The organism is Paenibacillus nasutitermitis (assembly GCF_014641075.1).
Classification (GTDB): domain Bacteria; phylum Bacillota; class Bacilli; order Paenibacillales; family Paenibacillaceae; genus Paenibacillus_Z; species Paenibacillus_Z nasutitermitis.
The window spans coordinates 712,911-731,874 of sequence record NZ_BMHP01000001.1; the positions used below are offsets into that span (position 1 = coordinate 712,911).

The window sequence follows — 18,964 nt, forward strand, 5'->3', positions numbered from 1 at the left end:
TTAACTTTTGGTACTATTAGGAAAGGCAAGATCATAAGGAGGAATGAAGGTGAAGGAGCAATCTACGATCGGCATAGAACCTATGCTGCCAAGTGAAAACATTGATGAAAGCGTCGCTTTCTACAGGGCGATTGGTTTTGAAATTGTCCGCGACGAGACATTCCCATACCGGTTCGCAGAAGTTCGGGATGGCGATCTCTGGCTCATGACGTCAAGCTATGCCCAATTCGGGGGCAAGAAGGCATTCGGTGCCTTCATCGTTAACGTGACCGAATTGGGGAAATTCCATGATCGTTTTGCAGTTAATCTTAGGAACAACCTCGGGATTGTACCACTCAGCGGTTTACCCCGTCTTACTCGCCGCTCGCGGGATGGGAGCCAGTTTCGGGTCTTCGACCCATTCGGCAATATGCTTGTTTACATGGACAAGCAGTACGCGCCTCCTCTGTACCTTGATGCCCAAGACCGCACGGAGGAAATCCTCAATCAGGTATGGTTTCAGCGCGACATCTATGCAAATGATCGTGCGGCGGCCAAAACTCTCGATCGCGCCTTGGAAGAAACGAAGAACGATTCCGGCATTGGGTGTGCAAGACTGCTGGCAGCTCGGGCCGAGATCGCTGTCGCCATGGGTGAATTGGAGCTTGCCTCCAAGCTGGAAGACAGGGTCTCTCGCATACACCTGGAAGACACGGAGTTCCGAAGATTCGAAGAGGAACTAAGATCATCGCAAGAACTTCGGAACTGGGCTGGACTCGAATCAGGCGTCTAATCCTTGTGGCAGACGTTTCAAGGTGAGCGCCGCCGCATTTGAAGCCGGGCAGCTCCATTATTAGTACCGCTTCGGTAACCGCTTATAGGGGAGCGCCGCTGCTGCTGGATTACTCCTCGACCAAAGGGAGCATCGTCTCGTTCACGCGGTCACTGTCGCTCCAACTGGTTGCCTGCGGCATCCGCGTAAATGCTGTTGCTCCCGGCCCTATCTGGACACCGCTTCAGCCGGCCAGCTATCCGGCGGATTATATCCGCACTTTTGGCACCGATACGCCGATGAAGCGTGCCGGTCAGCCCTTCGAGCTTGCTCCAACCTATGTCTATCTCGCTTCGGACGATTCCGGTTTTGTGACCGGACAGGTGCTGCATGTGAATGGGGGAATCATCACGGAAACCTGAGCATACAAATAAGGCGGAGAACAGCATGAGCGGACTTCTATCCCGTGCCGAAAGAGCAGATCAAACGGCTAAGACCTCTGCGGTTTTAGTCGTTTTTTGTTGAAAAATTCTGCAGGAATGGGACAGTCGGCTGTGTTAGTTATTCCTGATTGACTATATTTCCCATCATCGGGTATGATAGCGGCAAATAGTTGCCTTGGATAGGGACGGGGGTTGAAAAGTGGGGAAATCCGCAATTCGATTAAATAAAAGAAGCAGACTTCGTCTTCTCATGGTTGGAATCGGTGCCGTTATTCTGCTGGGTGCCGTTTTTTTTGTCAGGGACAGATTTGCGGAGCAGAAGGGGGATTATGGCATTGCGGCGACTGTTGACGGCGAATCTGTTTCGGTTGGCGAACTGAAGCATCAACTGCTGCTCGCACGCAGCGAGACCGTCATGTATTTCCTCCATACCTACGGAGCAGCCGAGGACGATTCATTCTGGACGAAGCGTTATGGGGACGAGGTGCCCAGACAGGTCCTTCTTCGAAAGGCGCTCGACCGGAGCGTCAGAGTTAAAGTTGAGCAGCTGGAGGCAAAGCGCAAAGGTCTGGTGGATGATATATCTTATGCCGCTTTCCGCAGCGGCCTGGTCCAGGAAAATGAGCGCAGGCAGAAGGCGGTTGAGCAGCAGCAGGCTGTATACGGACCGGTCCAATATACGGAGGATGTCTACCACGAATATGTGAGGTCCAATATGAACCTCGCACTCAAAGCTGCGTTGATTCAAGGCGATATGCCCATCGGTGAGGATGAGCTTCGCAAGCATTACGAGACTATGCGGGATGAGCTTTACAAGGAAGAAGGGCGGATTACAATTGAGAAAATCCGGCTTGGTTTTTTTGACGGGCAGGGAAGGATCAGTGATACCGTGAAGGAAGAAGCCGGAAAACGGATCGAAGAGGTTCGGCAAAAGCTGAGCAGGCAAATGGATTTCGGAGAATTGGCGGAAGCGTATAATGAAACCGCTTCCGAGCGGGAGACCCGCGGCAGGCAAGTTTTCGATTCCGCCTCGGGACGGCAGGATCAGCTCTATGATCTTCAGCTCAAAGAAGCCGCCATGAAGCTGGAACCCGGACAAATCAGCGGAATCATTGAAACGGCAAGCGCTTATTTTATCATTAAATGCATAGCGAAACAAAGCGATGCCTATAAGCCGTATGAAGAGGTCAGGGAGAATGTGAAATTAAATCTGACCAACGTCAAATTCGAGGAATGGATCAGCCGCAAGATGAAAGATGCGGTGGTCGAAACCAACAGTAAGGTGCTGGATTCCATGAAAATATTATAAAGCGACACTCATTCCTGGTCGTTTAGGGACAAGGAGGGGCCTGACCCCTCCTTGCAGGGTTTATGATTCATGTAATCTTTCACGATACTCTTGCGGGGTGTGGCCGAACTGCTTTTTGAACATCTTAATGAAATGCTGGGTCTGGTTGTAGCCCAGTTCGCTTGCAATATCATAGATTTTGAGCGGCTTGCTGCGCAGTAATGTGACAGCTTTCTCCATACGGACTCGGAGCACATAATCACTCAAGCTCTCGCCTGACTCGGATTTGTAGACACGGGAGAGATAGGACGGATGGAGGTATACATGGTTGGCGATGGTCTGGATGGACACGTCCTTGCTGAGGTTTTTCCCGATAAAATCATGGACCTGCCTGATAATGGCCGCATGCGAATGGCGGCGTTCCTGATCGACCAGGTTCGATAACCGCTCCAGAATGCGGAAGGTCCAATCGCGCAGCTGCTTAACGGTCTTGAAGGGCAGTCCGCCCGTCAGCTTCTCATATTCGTCCCCGATCAGCTCGGATAAGCGTTTGCGGTTCTTGTGGACGATATAGGTGAGCATTCCGCAAATCTCCAGGTACGCTTCCAGAATATGTTCCTCGGAATGGGACCAGTCCTTAAGCAGTTCGTCAAAGATACGGTTCAGTTTATCATAGAGCTCCTTCTTATGCCCGGTCTCGATAATCTGCTTCAGGGTCGGAGGTTCATAGAGACTTGAGAAGATGGCAATATTTTGGTCGGGAACCGAATCGGACAATGTCATGAAGAACTCTCTCTCATCCCCAATACGCTGGCGGAATGCAAACAGGCAGTTCTGATAGCAGCCATGGAGCTCCCCGGGAAAAGGAAACCATTCGCTGACAAGGATCGAAATGCGTCCCTTCAATACATTTTTCACATAATGCTGTAGCTGTGCCGCAAACTGCTCCAGCAGCACCTGCAGCTCCCCAAACGGCTCTTCAGCTGTCACTTTGATCCGTTCGTCTTCGGGAATAATTAGAAAAACCAGATATCCATAGGTATCCCGGCAGCTCCATAACCTGAAATCATGCTCGGAGATTTCCTCCGCGATATTCGTGATCGAATATTCAAACAGATAACCGGCATTGTAATCCGGATAATCATCCTCCAGCCGGATCATGGCCAAAGCGACCGGCTGCTCCATATTGATCGGGATGGCGAATGTTTCGAGTTGTTCCTGCAGCTGTTTGATGCTCTGTTTATGACCCAGAAGCAAATCGTTCAATAAATTCTGCTTCAGAATGGGCAGATTCTGCTGCAGGGTCTGCAATGCCCGCTGATTGGAAACAATCTCCAGCCATTCTTCCCTGGCTTTCTCCAGAATGCGCTGGATGGAATGGATCAACTCGTCATTGTTAATGGGCTTCAGTAGATAATCATCCACTTCCTGGAGCAGCGCTTCTTTGGCGTATTCAAAATCCGAATACCCTGATAGCAGGATGCATTTGGCTTTTTTCCAGCTGCGGCGGATGTTCTCAATCAATTCCAGCCCAGACATGCCGGGCATGCGGATATCGGTAATGACCAGATCGATGGGATGGGACTGCATCAATTCCAACGCTTCATAAGCGGAATACGCCTTATGTACGTGGCCGATGCCGAGCGTCTCCCAGGGAATGGTCTTGGCCATGCTGTCAACGAGATGCGTATGGTCGTCTACAAGCATTACCTGATACATTGTCGCTCCTCCTGTCTTATTCTAATGTCTCCCAGCGGAGAGTGACGCATAAACCGCCATATTGGGAAGGAGTCAGAAGGATTCCGGCTTCCGGACCGAATTTGGTCTTCAGGCGCTGATGCACATTCCACTGCCCGCAGCCCACGTCATCGCTAAGGGGCAGCTCAAGCTTGTTCTCCAGCTCCTCCAGAAGTTCGGGTGTTATGGCGCTGCCGCTGTTTTCAACGGTAATACGGACCGCTTTTCCCTCCTGGACTCCCGTAATGAACAGTTCGCCCCAGCCAAGCTCGGGCTCAATGCCATGGATAATCGCATTCTCCACGATAGGCTGCAGAAGAAGCCGGGGAATGGGAATATCGAGCATAGCATCCGGAATATCGATCTGGTAATCGAAGCGCTGCATTTGCAGGCTCTGGATGGTCAAATAATGGGTGACCAGCTCCAACTCCTCGCGGAGGGTAGTTTCCTGATTTTCCACACGCGTTGTATAACGGTAATATTTGCTTAAATTAAGCGTCATCGCAATAACGGCTTCCTTCTCATCCAGCTCGGTCATGCTTTTCACAAAAGCAAGACTGTTGTAAAGAAAATGAGGATTGATCTGGGATTGCAGCTGCTTTAGCGTGGCTTCACGCGAACGGATTTTCTCGGCGTAGACATTCTCGATCAGCTGTTCGATCTGCTCGCCCATCTGATTGAAGCGGTTGAAAATAAAGCCGAATTCGTTGCCGGGCGTATTCTCCAGACGCGTGGAGAAGCTTCCCATTCCCATTTTTTTGACCCCCTGCAGCAGCTGGTAGATGGGAATTTGCACATTTTTATAAAGCAGCAGAGCGAAGGCGATGCTCATCAGAAGCAGCAAACCGATGGAGGAATAAAACAAGAGCGAGCTTTTTGTAATCGGTTTCAAAACCTTTTCAAGAGGCACATAATCAATCAGAAACCAATTTAGCTTATCCGACTTCACATAATTGACCATATAGTTTTGTCCATGGAGGCTAATATAGGCCGTATCGCTGTCTCCAAGCTTGCTGTCCTTCAGATAACCAACCAGCTCCCCGACCAGCGGCTGGTCAGCTGTCCGGTTCACGATCGGCTGAAACCCTTCGTGGAAGAGAAAGGGGTCATTCTTTCCTTTCATCTTGATCTGGTCCAGCATCGTCAGAATGTTGTCAATGGTGAAGCTGACCTCGACGATCAGCTGGGAGCCCGGATAAACGGTATGCTTGACGAATTGCTTGACAAGCTCTCCGTTCTGCTCAATCTGGCGGTATTTCCAGACGAGGGAAAGCGAGTCCGGCGAGAACATGGTGGAATAGTCGATCTGGTTGAGTGTGGTAACACCGGTTCCGGCGGTGGGGGAATAAACGGTGAACTGATTGGTCCAGTTGCTGGAGGCTCCGAGCAGCTTAAGCTTCTCCATTAAATCCTGTTTGACCTTCACCTTCTCGTATTTGCTTTGGATTTCGTCAAAATGCGTTAATTCTTCGATGACTTGGTAACCCCCAATGGTGTTGGCGGCCACAGACAGCTGCTCGAAAGTCATTTCCGCCTGACTGAGGAAGAAAGAGAGCTGCCTGAGATTGGATTCTTTCATTTCCTTGCGCACGACGTCAACGCTTACTTGATTGGAATAGGTATACAACGCGAATACCGGAAGAATCAGCAGAATGAGAATGACAATAAACTTCCGGAAAATCGTCATCTTGAACGGCATGCGCTTATCCTCCATTCCCATGTGCGATCCATACCTTCAGAAACCCGGTGATTATTCATACTGCGCATGCGGAAACGTCTTCCGATCGCTGTTGTACCCCTGAATTTTTGAATTTGGATATCTTTGGGGCAAAGCGGTTCACTATTTGAATTATGAAACACTTTGCACCCCTATGGGTTAAATTCGGGGTACAAAGGCGAACGCTTACGCTTCTCCAGATCGTTTTCCGCCTGCTCCGCCTATTGTTTCACCGACTCTTTGGGCCGTGCTGCACTCTTTCATTATACAATTTATCCATAGGAGGAAAAGAGTGGGTAAACGAGAATCAATCATAAAGTAATGAAAACAGCATGAATGTATTCAAAACGACATGTAACTGGCGCCTCCATGCCATTATGATAAATACAAGAGGGGATCTGGTACTTATGATCAAGGTACTGAGCGTGATTCTGCTGTTTTCATTCTTAACCGTGTCCTGTACCGCTTCCAGCGGGGAAGGCGAAGAGGCCGGCAATAGCGATGCTGCTTCCGGCAAGCAAGTAAAGAAACCGCTGCAAGTGACATGGATGAACGCGGCCTGGGGTACGCCGCCCCCCGGCGGGGACGCGGTCGGAAGGGAAATTGAAGAAGAGACGGGAACCGAGATTACATGGCAATGGGTACCCTGGAACGGGTACAAGGACCGTTTGAATGTGGCGATTAATACCGGAACACTGGCGGACATCGTCCAGGTCCCGACCAGTACGCCGATCTATGAAACGACGACCCATGAAGCGATTCAGGCTGGCAGTTTTCATGATCTGACCTCCTATCTGAGCGGCGATGCGCTGAAGCAGTATCCGCATTTGGCCGCTTATCCGAAGGAAATCTGGAGCAACATGGAATACAACGGAAAAATATGGGGGATTCCCCGGCATCCCAATCCGCCTGTTTTCGTAACGGTCCACATCCGCAAGGATCTGCTCGATAAAGCAGGCCTGCCCGTCCCTCAGACATGGGAGGAGTTTACAGATGTCGTAATGAAGCTTAGCCATCCCCCGGGCATGTATGGGTTGGCGATGAAATCGACTTCCAGCGTGGATATATTCGCGAACGCCATAACAGGTATTCAGAATTGGCAAGTGGATGAGAAAGGGAATTTCTCATACCGGGATTTTCTGCCCGTCTACAAAGAGTATTTGCGCTGGATGAGAAAGCTGTATGCAGCCGGTGCGATTCACCCCGAATTCCCTGTGGTGGAGGGCAGTGAAACCGATCTGTTCAAGCAGGGGCATTATGTGGCGGTGGCGGCCAACACCCATATGTTTACCATACCCGACTGGATCGACAAGCTGCAGAAGAATGCACCGGGGGCGGATGTGCTGACGCTGAAGGTACTGAAAGGACCTCGCGGTTATGCAACATCTGCGGCTACGGGATCCTGGACCAATTTGATGATCAGCTCCAAGGTGCCGGAAGAGCATATTCCCCAGCTGCTGAAGCTGATTGACTATACCTCCTCCAAGGATTACCAGAAGCTTGTGCTGTATGGCATCGAAGGCATTCACCATAAGGTGAAGGATGGGGAAATCATCAAAAACGACAAGTACAGAAGTGACGGAATCGAAGCTTATACCTGGAACGACGGCACATACTCCGGCCACAATAATTATCTGCTGTGGGATGCCGACCCGGACCGGTTCAAATGGTATAAGGAAGTGTTTGACGATTCCCAGTTGAAATCGAGCTATGACAATCCGGCCTTTAATCTGTACTCGCCGACACTCAGTGCAAAGTGGGGGGATCTGACCCGCGAACTGGAAGACAACAAGGTCCGCTTCACGATGGGAGAATTGACGGAAGAAGAGTGGGACCGGTATGTCGCCAAGCTGACCGCGTCGGAGGATTATAAGAAAACACTGCAGGAATTAAAAGCGGCCTACAATAAGTATGGCGAATAAACAATGGGATCAGGGAGGGCAGCCATGGCGGACGTATCGTTCAAGCATGTGTATAAGCAGTACCGTTCCGAGCCCCGTCCATCGGTGAGCGACTTTAATCTTGAAATCGCAGACGGCGAATTTATGGTGCTGGTCGGTCCGTCGGGCTGCGGCAAAACGACAACACTTCGCATGCTGTCCGGGTTGGAGGAGATCTCCAAAGGCGAGATCTATATCGGGAATAAATTCATTAATTATGTATCCCCCAAAGATCGCGACATTGCGATGGTTTTTCAGAATTATGCGCTTTATCCCAATCTGTCGGTCTATGAGAACATGGCGCTGGGCTTGAAACTCCGCAAAACGGCCAGGCATGAAATTGAGCTGCGGGTGAAGAAGGCAGCGCGCATTCTCGAAATTTCCAGTCTGCTGGAGAAGAAGCCAAACCAACTCTCCGGCGGTCAGAAGCAGCGGGTTGCCTTGGGCCGGGCAATCGTACGGGAGCCGGAGGTTTTCCTGATGGATGAACCCCTGTCCAATCTGGATGCCAAGCTGCGCGCGCAAACCAGAGCCGAGCTGATCCGTCTGCATCAGGAGCTTCGCACGACCACCGTCTATGTCACGCATGACCAGACGGAAGCGATGACGATGGGCACGAGGATCGTTGTCATGAAGGATGGGCTTATTCAACAAGTGGATACACCCAAGGAGATTTACAGCCGACCACGGAATGCGTTTGTTGCCGGATTTATCGGTTCCCCTGCCATGAATTTCATCGAAGGGACCCTTATACTGGAGGGAGGCCGGTATTATTTCCATAACAAACGTGTTCGGCTGGGTATTCCGGAGAAATTGGTTCCTGCGATTAAGTCCGTGAAGCCGGGCAGGATCCTGCTCGGCATTCGTCCCGAGCATGTGGCATCCGAGCCGGAAGTCGTACAGAGGCTGCCGGATTCTATCAGCGCAGCGATTGATATTGTGGAGCATATGGGATCGGATACATTCCTTTATCTTAAGCTGGGGGAGCAGACGGTTATTGCAAGAACAGGGGAGAGCGATACGCGGTTTGAGCAGGGCGACAAGCTGAATATCGCTTTTCATATGGAAAAATCCCATTTATTTGATGCGGAAACAGGGGATAATATAAGCATTATTTCATAGCGGGGGTACGTGATGAAGTCATGGAAGCCAATCATTTATCTGGCGATTATTGCTCTTGTTGCAGCGTTTTATGTCGTGCGCTCCCGGGGAAGCACCGATAGCGTGTTTCCCGTTCTTGCTGCAGAAGCACTGGAGCCAAAAGGAGCCGATGGCGACGGTGTTCCGTATTATCTGGAGACGGTCCATGCCCTGAAGACCGCGGGAATCAAGGCTTATACGGGACCTCCGATCCCCATAGATCCTGCCGGCTATTCTGCGGTATCTCCTGGCGCTTCGATAAGTAGCGGCCGCGATTACGAGTTGAACAAGGAAGTGCTAAGCGGACCGGGCAGCGGCTGGGTGGAATGGACCTTCGATGCGCCGTCGGACGGCTTTTATAACATTGAAGTGGAATATGCGGAGGTTGAGAAGAACAGCAGCAGCTCCATCCTCTATGCGTTGACCGTAGATGGCGCTCAGCCCTTCTCGGAATCGGGTACGATCGAGTTTGTGAAACGCTGGCGGGATAAGACGGTACCGTACCTGAAGGATGAGATCGGCAATGAGATCCGTTCCATGCAGGAGGAGATCGGGGGCTGGCAGACAACCAGACTCGTCAATTATGCGATATCCTCGGAGCCGCTTCAATTTCATTTCACAAAGGGCCGCCATACACTTCGTTTCACCGCCCTTAACGAAGCGATGAGATGGGGAGAGATCCGGATCACAGCGCCGGTGGCGATCCCATCCTATGAGGAATATCGGGCCGACAAGATTGGGGTGGAGACCGGATACATGCAGGCGGAATGGCACACGCGCGTCGAGGCGGAACGCTACAGCTACAAATCCCATCTCTCCACGCAGACGGGCAGTCATAACGAACCGGAGGTTTCTCCTGATCCAGCCGGACGTATTGTTTACAATGTTATGGACGGGAACCGCTGGAAGAAGCCGGGCGAGGCGGTAAGCTGGGAGTTTGAAGTGCCGGAGAACGGCATTTATGAGCTGGATATCAAATATTTTCAGCATTTTCAGGGGAAATCCAACGTCTACCGCACCATCTACATCGATGATCAGGTTCCGTTTCAAGAGCTGCTGCATACACCGTTCGCTTACAACAGCAAGCTGGAGGTTCATAACCTGGGCAGCTCGGAGGGGGAATCCTACCTCTTCCGGCTGGAGAAAGGCAAGCATACTTTGCGCATGGTTGTGGATGCTTCCTTGCTGAATCCGTCCTTGCTGGCGCTGCAGAGCATTGTCAGCGACTTGTATAATCTGGAGCAGAAGCTGAGGAAAATGACAGGCGATTACGGAGAGAATGCCGGAGACATCAACCGCACCTGGGATATGCAGGCGTCTTTCCCGGGATTGGCGCAACAGCTTACGGGTATCCGCGACCGGCTGAACGCGACCGCCGATTATTTGAACGGTCTCAACCAGAATCGGACGGACGCCACTAATTCGCTTAAGATGGGAACGGCGATCCTGGACGATCTGCTGAAGAACCCCGATCAGATACCGAATAAACTGGGCAAGTTTCCGGACCTTCAACTCCGTCTGGGCACCTGGATGGATGCTTTCCTTAGCGGAGGCATGACGGTGGATTACCTGGTCGTTCGAACACCCTCAGCCAAGCCGGAGGCGGGCGAAGCTACGCTGGCCAGCAAGTTGCCTTATATCGTGACGAACTTCTTCCGAACCTTTTATCTCAAATACGATACCAAACATCTTGGCAAAGAAGACGCACTCGAAATTTGGGTCGGGCGGGGAAGAGATTATGCGAATCTGCTGCAGGAAATGATTGATCAAAGCTTCACGCCGCAAACAGGAATTCAGGTCAACGTCAATACAATGCCCGATGCCAACGCACTCACGCTCAGCAATGCCGGCGGCGATCAGCCGGATGTGGCGCTTGGACTGCCGCAGGATATGCCTGTTGATTATGCCATGCGCGGAGCGGCTGTTGATTTGACTGAATTTTCCGACTATAAAGAAGTGGCGAATCGTTTCAATCCCGGTGCAATGAGGTCTTATGTCTACAATCAGGGTGTTTATGCCCTTCCTGAGACCCAATCCTATCCCCTGCTGTTTTACCGCAAGAGCATCTTCAATTCGCTAGGGCTGGAGCCTCCGGATACCTGGGAGGATGTGCACAAGCTCATGCCGACGCTTCAGGAAAACGGACTGGGCTTCTATCATAATGCCAAGGATTTCGTCGGATTCTTCTATCAGAATGGGGCGGAGCTGTATGCGGCTGACGGACTAAGGCCCGGATTCGATACCGTGCAGGCCTACAAGGCATTCGCTATGTGGACCGATCTGTACAGCAAATACGACTTGCCCCGGGAAGTGCCCGCATTCTTCCAGCACTTCAAGCTGGGCGACATGCCAGCAGGCATAGCGGATTACAACACCTATATCCAGCTGCTTGTATCGGCGCCGGAAATTCGCGGAGATTGGGCTATTAAGCCGATGCCCGGCATCAAGGATGCCAAAGGAACGGTTGTCCGCTGGGCTGCCAATGGGCTGACATCAGCCATGATTCTAAGGCAATCCGAGCGGAAGCAGGAAGCCTGGGCATTTCTGGATTGGTGGACATCCGCGGATGTGCAGCTGCAGTACGGCGTGAACATGGAATCCTTTTACGGCATGGAATACCGTTGGAACACGGCCAACATGGCTGCTATGGCGCGAATGCCGTGGCCTGAGGGTGACATTGAAACCATCAAGGAGCAGAACCGCTGGACGAGAAATGTTCCTTTTGTACCGGGCGGGTATTATCTGTCTCGCGAGATGGAATTCGCCTGGAACCGGACGGTTGTGGAGAAGCTGCCGCCGAAGGAGTCGCTGGACCAGGCTTATGTATCGCTTGAGCGGGAGATGCTCCGCAAGCAGCAGAACCTGAAGCTGTCGGATAACGACCAGCTTGCGCTGCCTGCTCTGGACCAACCGTTCGATTGGGGGACGATTCAACGATGAAACCCGGTTTGACAAAAGAAGCTAACGTTATGCGCCTCCGGGCGGCAGTGCTTCCAACTGGCCTGCTCAAACAGATATGGAAGGAGCGAACGGCTTACCTTTTTATGGCGCCATTCCTTCTATGCTTCTCGGCTTTTATTTTATTGCCAGTCATCATGGCGATTCTGCTGAGCTTCACCTCGTTTGACGCTTTCCGGTTTCCCGAGTTTGTCGGCTTCCAGAATTATATTGCGCTGCTGACACAGGATACCGTGTTTATGAAATACGCCCTGCCCAAAACGATCAAATTCGCTCTGTTTGTCGGTCCCATCGGCTATCTGCTGAGCTTCTTCGTCGCCTGGCTCATCTACCAGCTGCCCAAGAGCATCCGCGATGTGATCACACTGGCCTTTTATGCGCCTTCCATGGCGGGGGCGATTGCGTTGACGGTGGTCTGGCAGGCGGCCTTCAGCGGGGATTATGTCGGTTACCTGAATCATTTTCTGCTGCAAGCGGGTCTTATTGAATCCCCGGTGCTGTGGCTGCAGGATCCCCGGTATCTGCTGAATGTGATGATTCTGGTCACAATCTGGATGGGATTCGGCGTCGGATTTCTGGCCTTGCTTGCAGGGTTCGATACGGTCAACAAGGAGTTGTACGAGGCAGGCAAAATCGATGGAATCTCCAATCGCCTGCAGGAAGTGTTCTATATCACCGTCCCATCGATGAAACCGCAAATGCTGTTCAGCGCAGTCATGGCGATCGTGGGGACGTTGAAGGCCGGCGCGATTTCCACGCAATTGACGGGCATGCCCATTACGCAGCAGTATGCCGGCCATCTGATTTTGAACCATATCGACGACTATGCTTTTATCCGGTTCGAGCTGGGATATGCCTCAATGGTGTCGGTCGTGCTGCTTCTCATCTCGTATGTTGCCATGAAGCTCAGTTACCGGCTGTTCGGTTCTAGGGACGGTGAATAAATGACGGTTATCGGAAAATTGAGGTCGCTCACGCTGTTCGAGACGCTGCTGCTGATTGTTCTGATCGCGGTTGCCGCCTTCCTGTCCCTGCCGATCGTGTTTATTCTCAACCATGCCTTCAAGCCGTTCCATGAACTGTTTCTGTTTCCTCCGACCTTCCTGGTCAGACAGCCGACCTTGTCGAATTTATACGATTTGTTTATGCGTACTTCGGATACGATTGTTCCGTTCTCGCGGTATTTGTTCAACAGCGTCCTGGTTGCGGGATTTACGCTGACCGCTGTCATCCTTTCCAGCAGCCTGGCCGCTTATGTGCTATCCAAACTCAGCTTCGGGCCAAAAAAGCTGGTGATGGGAACGATTATGCTGGCTTTGATGTTCGCGCCCGAGACCGTCTCCATTCCACGGTATCTGATTATCAGCTGGTTTCATATCAACAATACGTATTTCGGTCATATTTTGCCCTTTGTGGCCTCTCCGGTCGCCGTTTTCCTGATCAAGCAGTTTATTGACCAGATTCCAAGGGATCTGCTGGAGTCCGGCAAAATCGACGGCGCTTCCGAACATCAAGTCTTCCTGCGGATTGTTATGCCTTTGACGATGCCCGCCATCGCCACGGTCGCCATTATTACCTTTCAGGGCGTATGGGGAGATACGCAGGCTTCCACATTGTTTATGCAGGATGAAACGATGAAAACACTGCCTTACTTTATCCTGTCGCTTACAAGCGGCATGGCCAACTCCGTCGCAGGTCAGGGAATGGCCGCCGCCGCCGGGCTGCTGATGTTCCTTCCGAACCTGGTTCTGTTCCTCTTCGCGCAGAAACGGATAATGGAAACAATGATGCATTCAGGCGTGAAATGACGGAAAACAGGTTGGATTAAAGGAGGGAGGATCAAAGTATGCGAAGCACCTTGCGATGGTCCGTGCTTCTGCTGGTCATCAGCATGTTGTTTCCGGTAACGGTTTCCGCCATGCAGCCCTATGATACCTTCTATATTTCCAGCGGTACCGGCGGGGCGGACACGCGGATTTACTGGATGCAGGATGTGTACACCCTGGCGGAGACTTCCGCACTGAGCGGGGAGCAGGCGCTCAATAAACCCAGCGATCTGTTCGTTGCCGGCAATGACCATGTGTTTATCGCGGACAAAGGCAACAACCGGATCATTGAGACGGATGAGCAGGGAGCATGGGTCCGGACGATCGGTGGCAAGGAAGGCAAAGGAATGCTTCGTGCTCCTGAAGGTGTGGCCGTAGCAGCCGACGGAACAGTCTACGTAGCGGACACCGGCAATCAGCGGGTTGCCGTCTTCGACGGAAAAGGCACCTTTCTTCGTGAATACGGAAAACCGGGCGGCGATTTGCTGCCCGCCGAGTACTTTTTTGTACCCGTTAAGTTGGCTGTGGATGCCAGAGGGGTCATGTATGTGGTGTCCAAAGGTTCGTACCAGGGAATTTTGCGAATGAACCCTGAAGGCGGGTTTACCGGATTTTTCGGGGGGAACAAAACGAAAGCCGGGGCTATGGATTGGCTGAAGCGGAAGATGTTTACGAAGGAGCAGATGGCCAAAGAGGAGCTGAAACGTCCGCCGGAAATCGGCAGTGTCACGATTGACGGTGATGGCTTCATCTACACCTCCACTCCCGGTACAATGCAGGATCAGATCAAGAAGCTGAATGCGGGAGGCGTGAACCGTTTCAGCGGGTTGAAAACATTAACGAAAACGGAATCGGATCAGATCGCGGATGTGGCGGTGGACGCCAGAGGTTTCTTCTATGTCCTGGACCGCAAACAGGAACGTTTTGACGGGATGATCACCCTATACGGACCTGGCGGAACGGCATTGTTCAAATTCGGAAAGTCGCGGAAGGATCCGCAGCAGCGCGGCGTATTCTCCTATCCTGCGGCAATCGGCATTGACAGCCGCAATCGGTTGTGGGTGCTGGATACCGACCTCAACCTGATGCAGGCTTTTGACAGAACGCCGCTTGGCAACGCCGTTCTGAACGCCGCCGCCGATTATTATGAGGGCGATTACACCACAAGCAAAGCCAACTGGGAGCAGGTGAGATCGCTCAATGAGCTGGTGAATTTAACCTACCTCGGCTTGGGAGAAGCTGCCCGCAAAGAAGGCCATGTCGGGGAAGCGATGGCCTATTTCAAAATGTCTTATGACAACGACGGTTATTCGGAGGTTTTCTGGACGTACCGGAGGCAATGGATTCAGCATTATTTTGCTTATGTGGTCGCTGGGCTTCTGGCCCTTTGGTTGCTGCACCGATTCTTCATCAAACCGCAGCTCAGAAGGATCCGAATTCCCCTGCCTGTAGCGATTCGCCGGATCGGCAGCGAGCTGGCGGATGGCTGGTATACGCTTTTTCATCCGTTTGAAGGTTTTTACAGGATGAAAGGGAGGCGAATCTCAGTGGTCAGCTTGGGGATTGTCCTGCTTCTGGTACTGGCGGGCAGACTGCTGTCGCTTTATGGAACGGGTTTTATTTTCCATCCTGTCGATCTTAATGCGATCCGGCCCGGCAGGGAGCTTGCCTTGTTCTTCGCCCCGTTTGCGACCTGGATCGTGGCCAACTATCTGGTCAGCACCGTGAAGGACGGGGAGGGACGATTCCGCGATGTGCTGCAGGCCAGCATTTTTGCTATGGTTCCTTATGTGGTTCTTACAGGTCCGATTGTTGTACTGACTCATATTCTGGTGCTGGAGGAAGGGATCCTCGTTTCCTCGTTAACCTCCATCATGTGGCTGTGGATGATCGTTTTATTCCTTGTTGGCAGCCAGGTCATCCATAACTTTGAGTTTGTGGAGAATATCAGGAACTCGGTTATAACGGTGCTGACCGTTGGACTTATCTGGATCTTCTTCATCGTGAGCGCAGGGCTGACCTATAATGTCACGGATTTTATCTATCAGCTGTATAAGGAGGTGGCCGTCCTTGGCTAAAGGGATCAAGCGCAATCGAATCATTATCATCGCTGCAGGGGCGGTACTTTCCATTGTCTGTCTGGTCTGGATTGTCCGGCTGCTGACGGCGGACGCAGTATCGGCAAAGCTGGATATTCCTTCATATCAGCCCGTTTATCTGGCTGCCGACGGGGGCGCGGTTTGGCAGCCCGGCGAGCGTGACAGTCAAGGTTTTGCAGCCGCAGCGCAGAATGGCCGTTACCGTTTATCGGTTCATCCCGGTACTGGACAATTGAAAATAACCGATCTTCAGACCGGAGATAGCTGGTCAAGCAATCCTAGTGCGGAGGAGGCGATGAAGGAGAAGGTAGCCGGTACGCTGCGGACCAATGTGGAATCGACTTTCATCGTGGAATATTTCGAAAAAACCAAAATTCAGCGGCAGGTGGTCAACGCGCTTGATCCCAGCGTTACGATGGCCGTTACCGCCCTCAAATCGGGGGTTGCCGTCCATTATGAAGTCGGCAAAGCGCAGCTTTCCTTCAGCATTCATTATGAAATAACGGACGATGGCCTGCAGATGTCCATTCCCGGCAAAAGCATAAAGGAAGAGGGTATTTTCCGTATTCTGTCCATCGAGGCGCTGCCGTTCTTCGGCGCCGCCGGCAGCAAGGAATCCGGCTATTTGTTTGTGCCGGACGGACCCGGCGGACTGATTTATTTTCCGGCCCGCAAGGAGCTTTCAGGCAAAGGCTACAATCAGGAGGTGTACGGACCGGAAATTACGAACCGGGTGGGTGACGACTACAGCAATAACCAGTCCGTGGCCCTGCCTGTATTCGGTATGAAAAAAGGGGAGCAGGCTTTTCTGGCGGTCATTGCCGCAGGCGAAAAATCCGCGGTTATACGGGCTCTTCCTTCGGGAGTCGTCAGCTCCATGAACACCATTCATGCCAAATTCGTGTACCGTCAGGAATATGACCGCAGGCTGAATCTGAGCGGCAGGTCGGTACGGGTATTTCAGGACCAATTGCTGCTGCAGGACCGTGTTGTCCGTTACTATTTTCTGTCGGGGAAGGAAGCTGGATATGCGGGGATGGCTCGAACCTACCGCCGGGACCTGATTGAAACGATGCAGCTGCCCGCCAGGATAGACCCGCAGCAGCAAACGGGGCTGGATTTGACACTGATCGGCGGAGATACGGTTTATTATGGCGGGCACCGTTACGAGAAGGCAACCACCTTCAAGCAGGCGGAGCAGATCATTACGGAGCTGAAAGCTGCCGGGGTTGAGCGGGTCAGGGTGACCTATGAAGGCTGGCAGGCAGGAGGAACACTGAACCCGGATAAAAAATTCCATCCCGAATCGAAGCTCGGCGGATCGGGAGGGCTGCAGGCTTTTGTAGACCAGGCGCACAGGTTGGGCTATAAGGTCAATCTGGACACCGATCTGGTAACAGCGGACACATCCTTTACCTCCTTGCCTCCCAAAACCTATGGCATACGGGCCGTGGAAGAAGATGTGCTTTTCCGCTACGAGAATTTTTATCTGAATCCCAACATTTCCTACAATCTGGCTGTGGATCTTATTGCCGGCGCCAAGCGTTATGGCATTGACGGCATACGGTTTAATTGGCTGGGTGAGCTGGTGTTCAACGACTATAACCCGGCTTACGCCTACACCCGGGACGATACGGCTTATCTGTACCGCAATATCCTGAAGCGCACGCAGGAGGAACTGGGCTACAGCGCTGTAAATGCCGGCAACGCCTACGCGCTGCCCTATACGAGCAGCATTCATTCTTTAACGGCCGATTCCAGCTATTCGTATGCGGTTGATGAAACGGTGCCTTTCTATCCGATGGTGCTGCACGGCAGCATCCCGTATTCGCTCACACCAGCCAATCTGCGGGATGATTACGAGCTGGAATTTCTGAAAGCGATCGAATACGGCTCGATCCCCTCCTTCATTCTCACCTATGAGAGCAGCCGGGTCTTGATGGAAACGCTCACCTGGGGCATTTACAGCAGTACATTCACGCAATGGAAAGACGATCTTATCCGGGAATATAGGGACTTTGAGCAGTTGTCTCCGATCCATGACCAGCCGATGACCGATCATTACCGTCGCTCGCAAGGGGTTTATGTGACTGAATACGCTAACGGCATGGCTGTCATTGTCGATTACAACCGCAGGTCGTTCCAGGTGGAAAGGATGGGAGACCTATGAGCGCTGAGGTCCGGGCTAGTCGCAAAGCCAGAGCATTCTACAGATGGAGAGGGCATGCAGTCGGATACCTGTTCATGCTACCCTGGCTGATTGGATTCTGCGCCTTCATGGCTTTCCCGATCGGCTGGTCCTTATATCTCTGTTTCCAGAAGGTAAGCCTGTCCGGTGCGGGGCTGTTCAACTATCAATATGTCGGGCTGCAGAATTTCAAGGACGCCTTGTTCAAGGACAATGAATATACGATTCAAATGATTGCTTTCTTCCAGCAGATGATTCTGATGCTGCCCATCATTATTATTTTCGCCCTGCTTGTGGCGATCCTGCTTAACCAGAATTTCAAAGGGCGGTTCGTGTACAGGGCGATCTTCTTCCTGCCCGTCATCTTCTCGACCGGTCAGGTGCTTAATGAGTTGTTCCAGCAGGGAGCCGGCGATGTGCCGTTTCTCTCACAGTATGGCGTCGATTCACTGGTCAAAGCCAATTTCAGCGGAGCGCTGGCGGATACCGCTGCGGATATTCTGGGCAAAATCATCCTGATTTTGTGGTCGTCGGGGGTGCAGATTCTGATCTTTATCGCCGGTTTTCAGACCATTTCCAAATCAATCTATGAAGCGGTGCGGATCGACGGGGCTTCGCCGTGGTCGAGCTTCTGGAAAATCACGCTTCCCGGCATCAAGCCGTTCATCGGGCTTAATCTGCTTTATACGATGGTCGATTTGTTCACCTTTCCGTTCAACCCGGTTATGGCGCAGATCAAAAGCAATATGTTCAATATCTCGACAGGATACGGTTATGCAAGCGCACTGGCATGGTTTTATTTTCTGCTTATCGTGATCCTGCTTGGGCTGATTCTGTGGTTCATGGGCAGCTCGAACAAGGAAAGGAGGTCATGAAA

General features: G+C 52.0%; 12 protein-coding genes and 1 pseudogene. 11 read left to right on the forward strand and 2 right to left on the reverse strand.

Annotation, left to right across the window (positions count from 1 at the left end; translation table 11 throughout):
• Nucleotides 1–49: 49 nt before the first annotated feature.
• The 3 genes and pseudogenes from IEY46_RS02945 (at nt 50) to IEY46_RS02955 (ending at nt 2,503) form a co-directional block, all read left to right on the forward strand.
• Complete coding sequence (locus IEY46_RS02945; RefSeq protein ID WP_188988967.1) at nt 50–772, forward strand: DUF8817 family protein; 723 nt, start codon at nt 50–52, stop codon at nt 770–772.
• A 26-nt stretch (nt 773–798) separates the two neighbouring features.
• Nucleotides 799–1,173: pseudogene (locus IEY46_RS02950) on the forward strand (SDR family oxidoreductase); the annotation flags it as partial.
• Nucleotides 1,174–1,393: 220 nt separating this feature from the next.
• The gene (locus IEY46_RS02955; RefSeq protein ID WP_229750028.1) at nt 1,394–2,503 is read left to right on the forward strand and encodes a peptidylprolyl isomerase; all 1,110 of its coding nucleotides are present in this window, start codon (nt 1,394–1,396) and stop codon (nt 2,501–2,503) included.
• Nucleotides 2,504–2,563: 60 nt separating this feature from the next.
• Here IEY46_RS02955 and IEY46_RS02960 read toward each other — a convergent pair whose 3' ends face one another.
• Entirely contained in the window at nt 2,564–4,201 is a 1,638-nt protein-coding gene (locus IEY46_RS02960; protein ID WP_188988971.1) for a response regulator, read from the reverse strand.
• Between the two features lie 16 nt (nt 4,202–4,217).
• Nucleotides 4,218–5,918, reverse strand: a complete 1,701-nt coding sequence (locus tag IEY46_RS02965; protein WP_188988973.1) for a sensor histidine kinase — start codon at nt 5,916–5,918, stop codon at nt 4,218–4,220.
• Nucleotides 5,919–6,343: 425 nt separating this feature from the next.
• Here IEY46_RS02965 and IEY46_RS02970 point away from each other — a divergent pair, with 425 nt between their 5' ends.
• The 8 genes from IEY46_RS02970 to IEY46_RS03005 are packed head-to-tail and all read left to right on the forward strand — an operon-like array spanning nt 6,344 to nt 18,962.
• Nucleotides 6,344–7,858: an extracellular solute-binding protein gene (locus IEY46_RS02970; protein ID WP_188988975.1), complete on the forward strand. Its 1,515-nt coding sequence runs from the start codon at nt 6,344–6,346 to the stop codon at nt 7,856–7,858.
• A 24-nt stretch (nt 7,859–7,882) separates the two neighbouring features.
• On the forward strand, nt 7,883–8,998 hold the full coding sequence (locus tag IEY46_RS02975) for an ABC transporter ATP-binding protein (RefSeq protein ID WP_188988977.1): 1,116 nt from the start codon (nt 7,883–7,885) through the stop codon (nt 8,996–8,998).
• 12 nt (nt 8,999–9,010) lie between these two features.
• Nucleotides 9,011–11,956 (forward strand): extracellular solute-binding protein, encoded by a 2,946-nt coding sequence (locus IEY46_RS02980; protein WP_188988979.1) that lies wholly within the window; start codon nt 9,011–9,013, stop codon nt 11,954–11,956.
• The gene (locus IEY46_RS02985) at nt 11,953–12,918 is read left to right on the forward strand and encodes a carbohydrate ABC transporter permease (protein ID WP_188988981.1); all 966 of its coding nucleotides are present in this window, start codon (nt 11,953–11,955) and stop codon (nt 12,916–12,918) included. The genes IEY46_RS02980 and IEY46_RS02985 overlap by 4 nt, the downstream gene beginning before the upstream one ends.
• Nucleotides 12,919–13,782 carry a carbohydrate ABC transporter permease gene (locus tag IEY46_RS02990; RefSeq protein WP_188988983.1) on the forward strand — a complete coding sequence of 288 codons (864 nt, stop codon included), beginning with the start codon at nt 12,919–12,921 and terminating at the stop codon, nt 13,780–13,782. It abuts the gene before it with no gap.
• Between the two features lie 38 nt (nt 13,783–13,820).
• Nucleotides 13,821–15,878, forward strand: a complete 2,058-nt coding sequence (locus IEY46_RS02995) for a YIP1 family protein (RefSeq protein WP_188988985.1) — start codon at nt 13,821–13,823, stop codon at nt 15,876–15,878.
• Nucleotides 15,871–18,069: a DUF5696 domain-containing protein gene (locus IEY46_RS03000; RefSeq protein ID WP_188988987.1), complete on the forward strand. Its 2,199-nt coding sequence runs from the start codon at nt 15,871–15,873 to the stop codon at nt 18,067–18,069. The genes IEY46_RS02995 and IEY46_RS03000 overlap by 8 nt, the downstream gene beginning before the upstream one ends.
• Entirely contained in the window at nt 18,066–18,962 is an 897-nt protein-coding gene (locus tag IEY46_RS03005; protein WP_188988989.1) for a carbohydrate ABC transporter permease, read from the forward strand. Before IEY46_RS03000 ends, IEY46_RS03005 begins: the two co-directional genes overlap by 4 nt.
• The last annotated feature ends 2 nt before the right edge of the window (nt 18,963–18,964 follow it).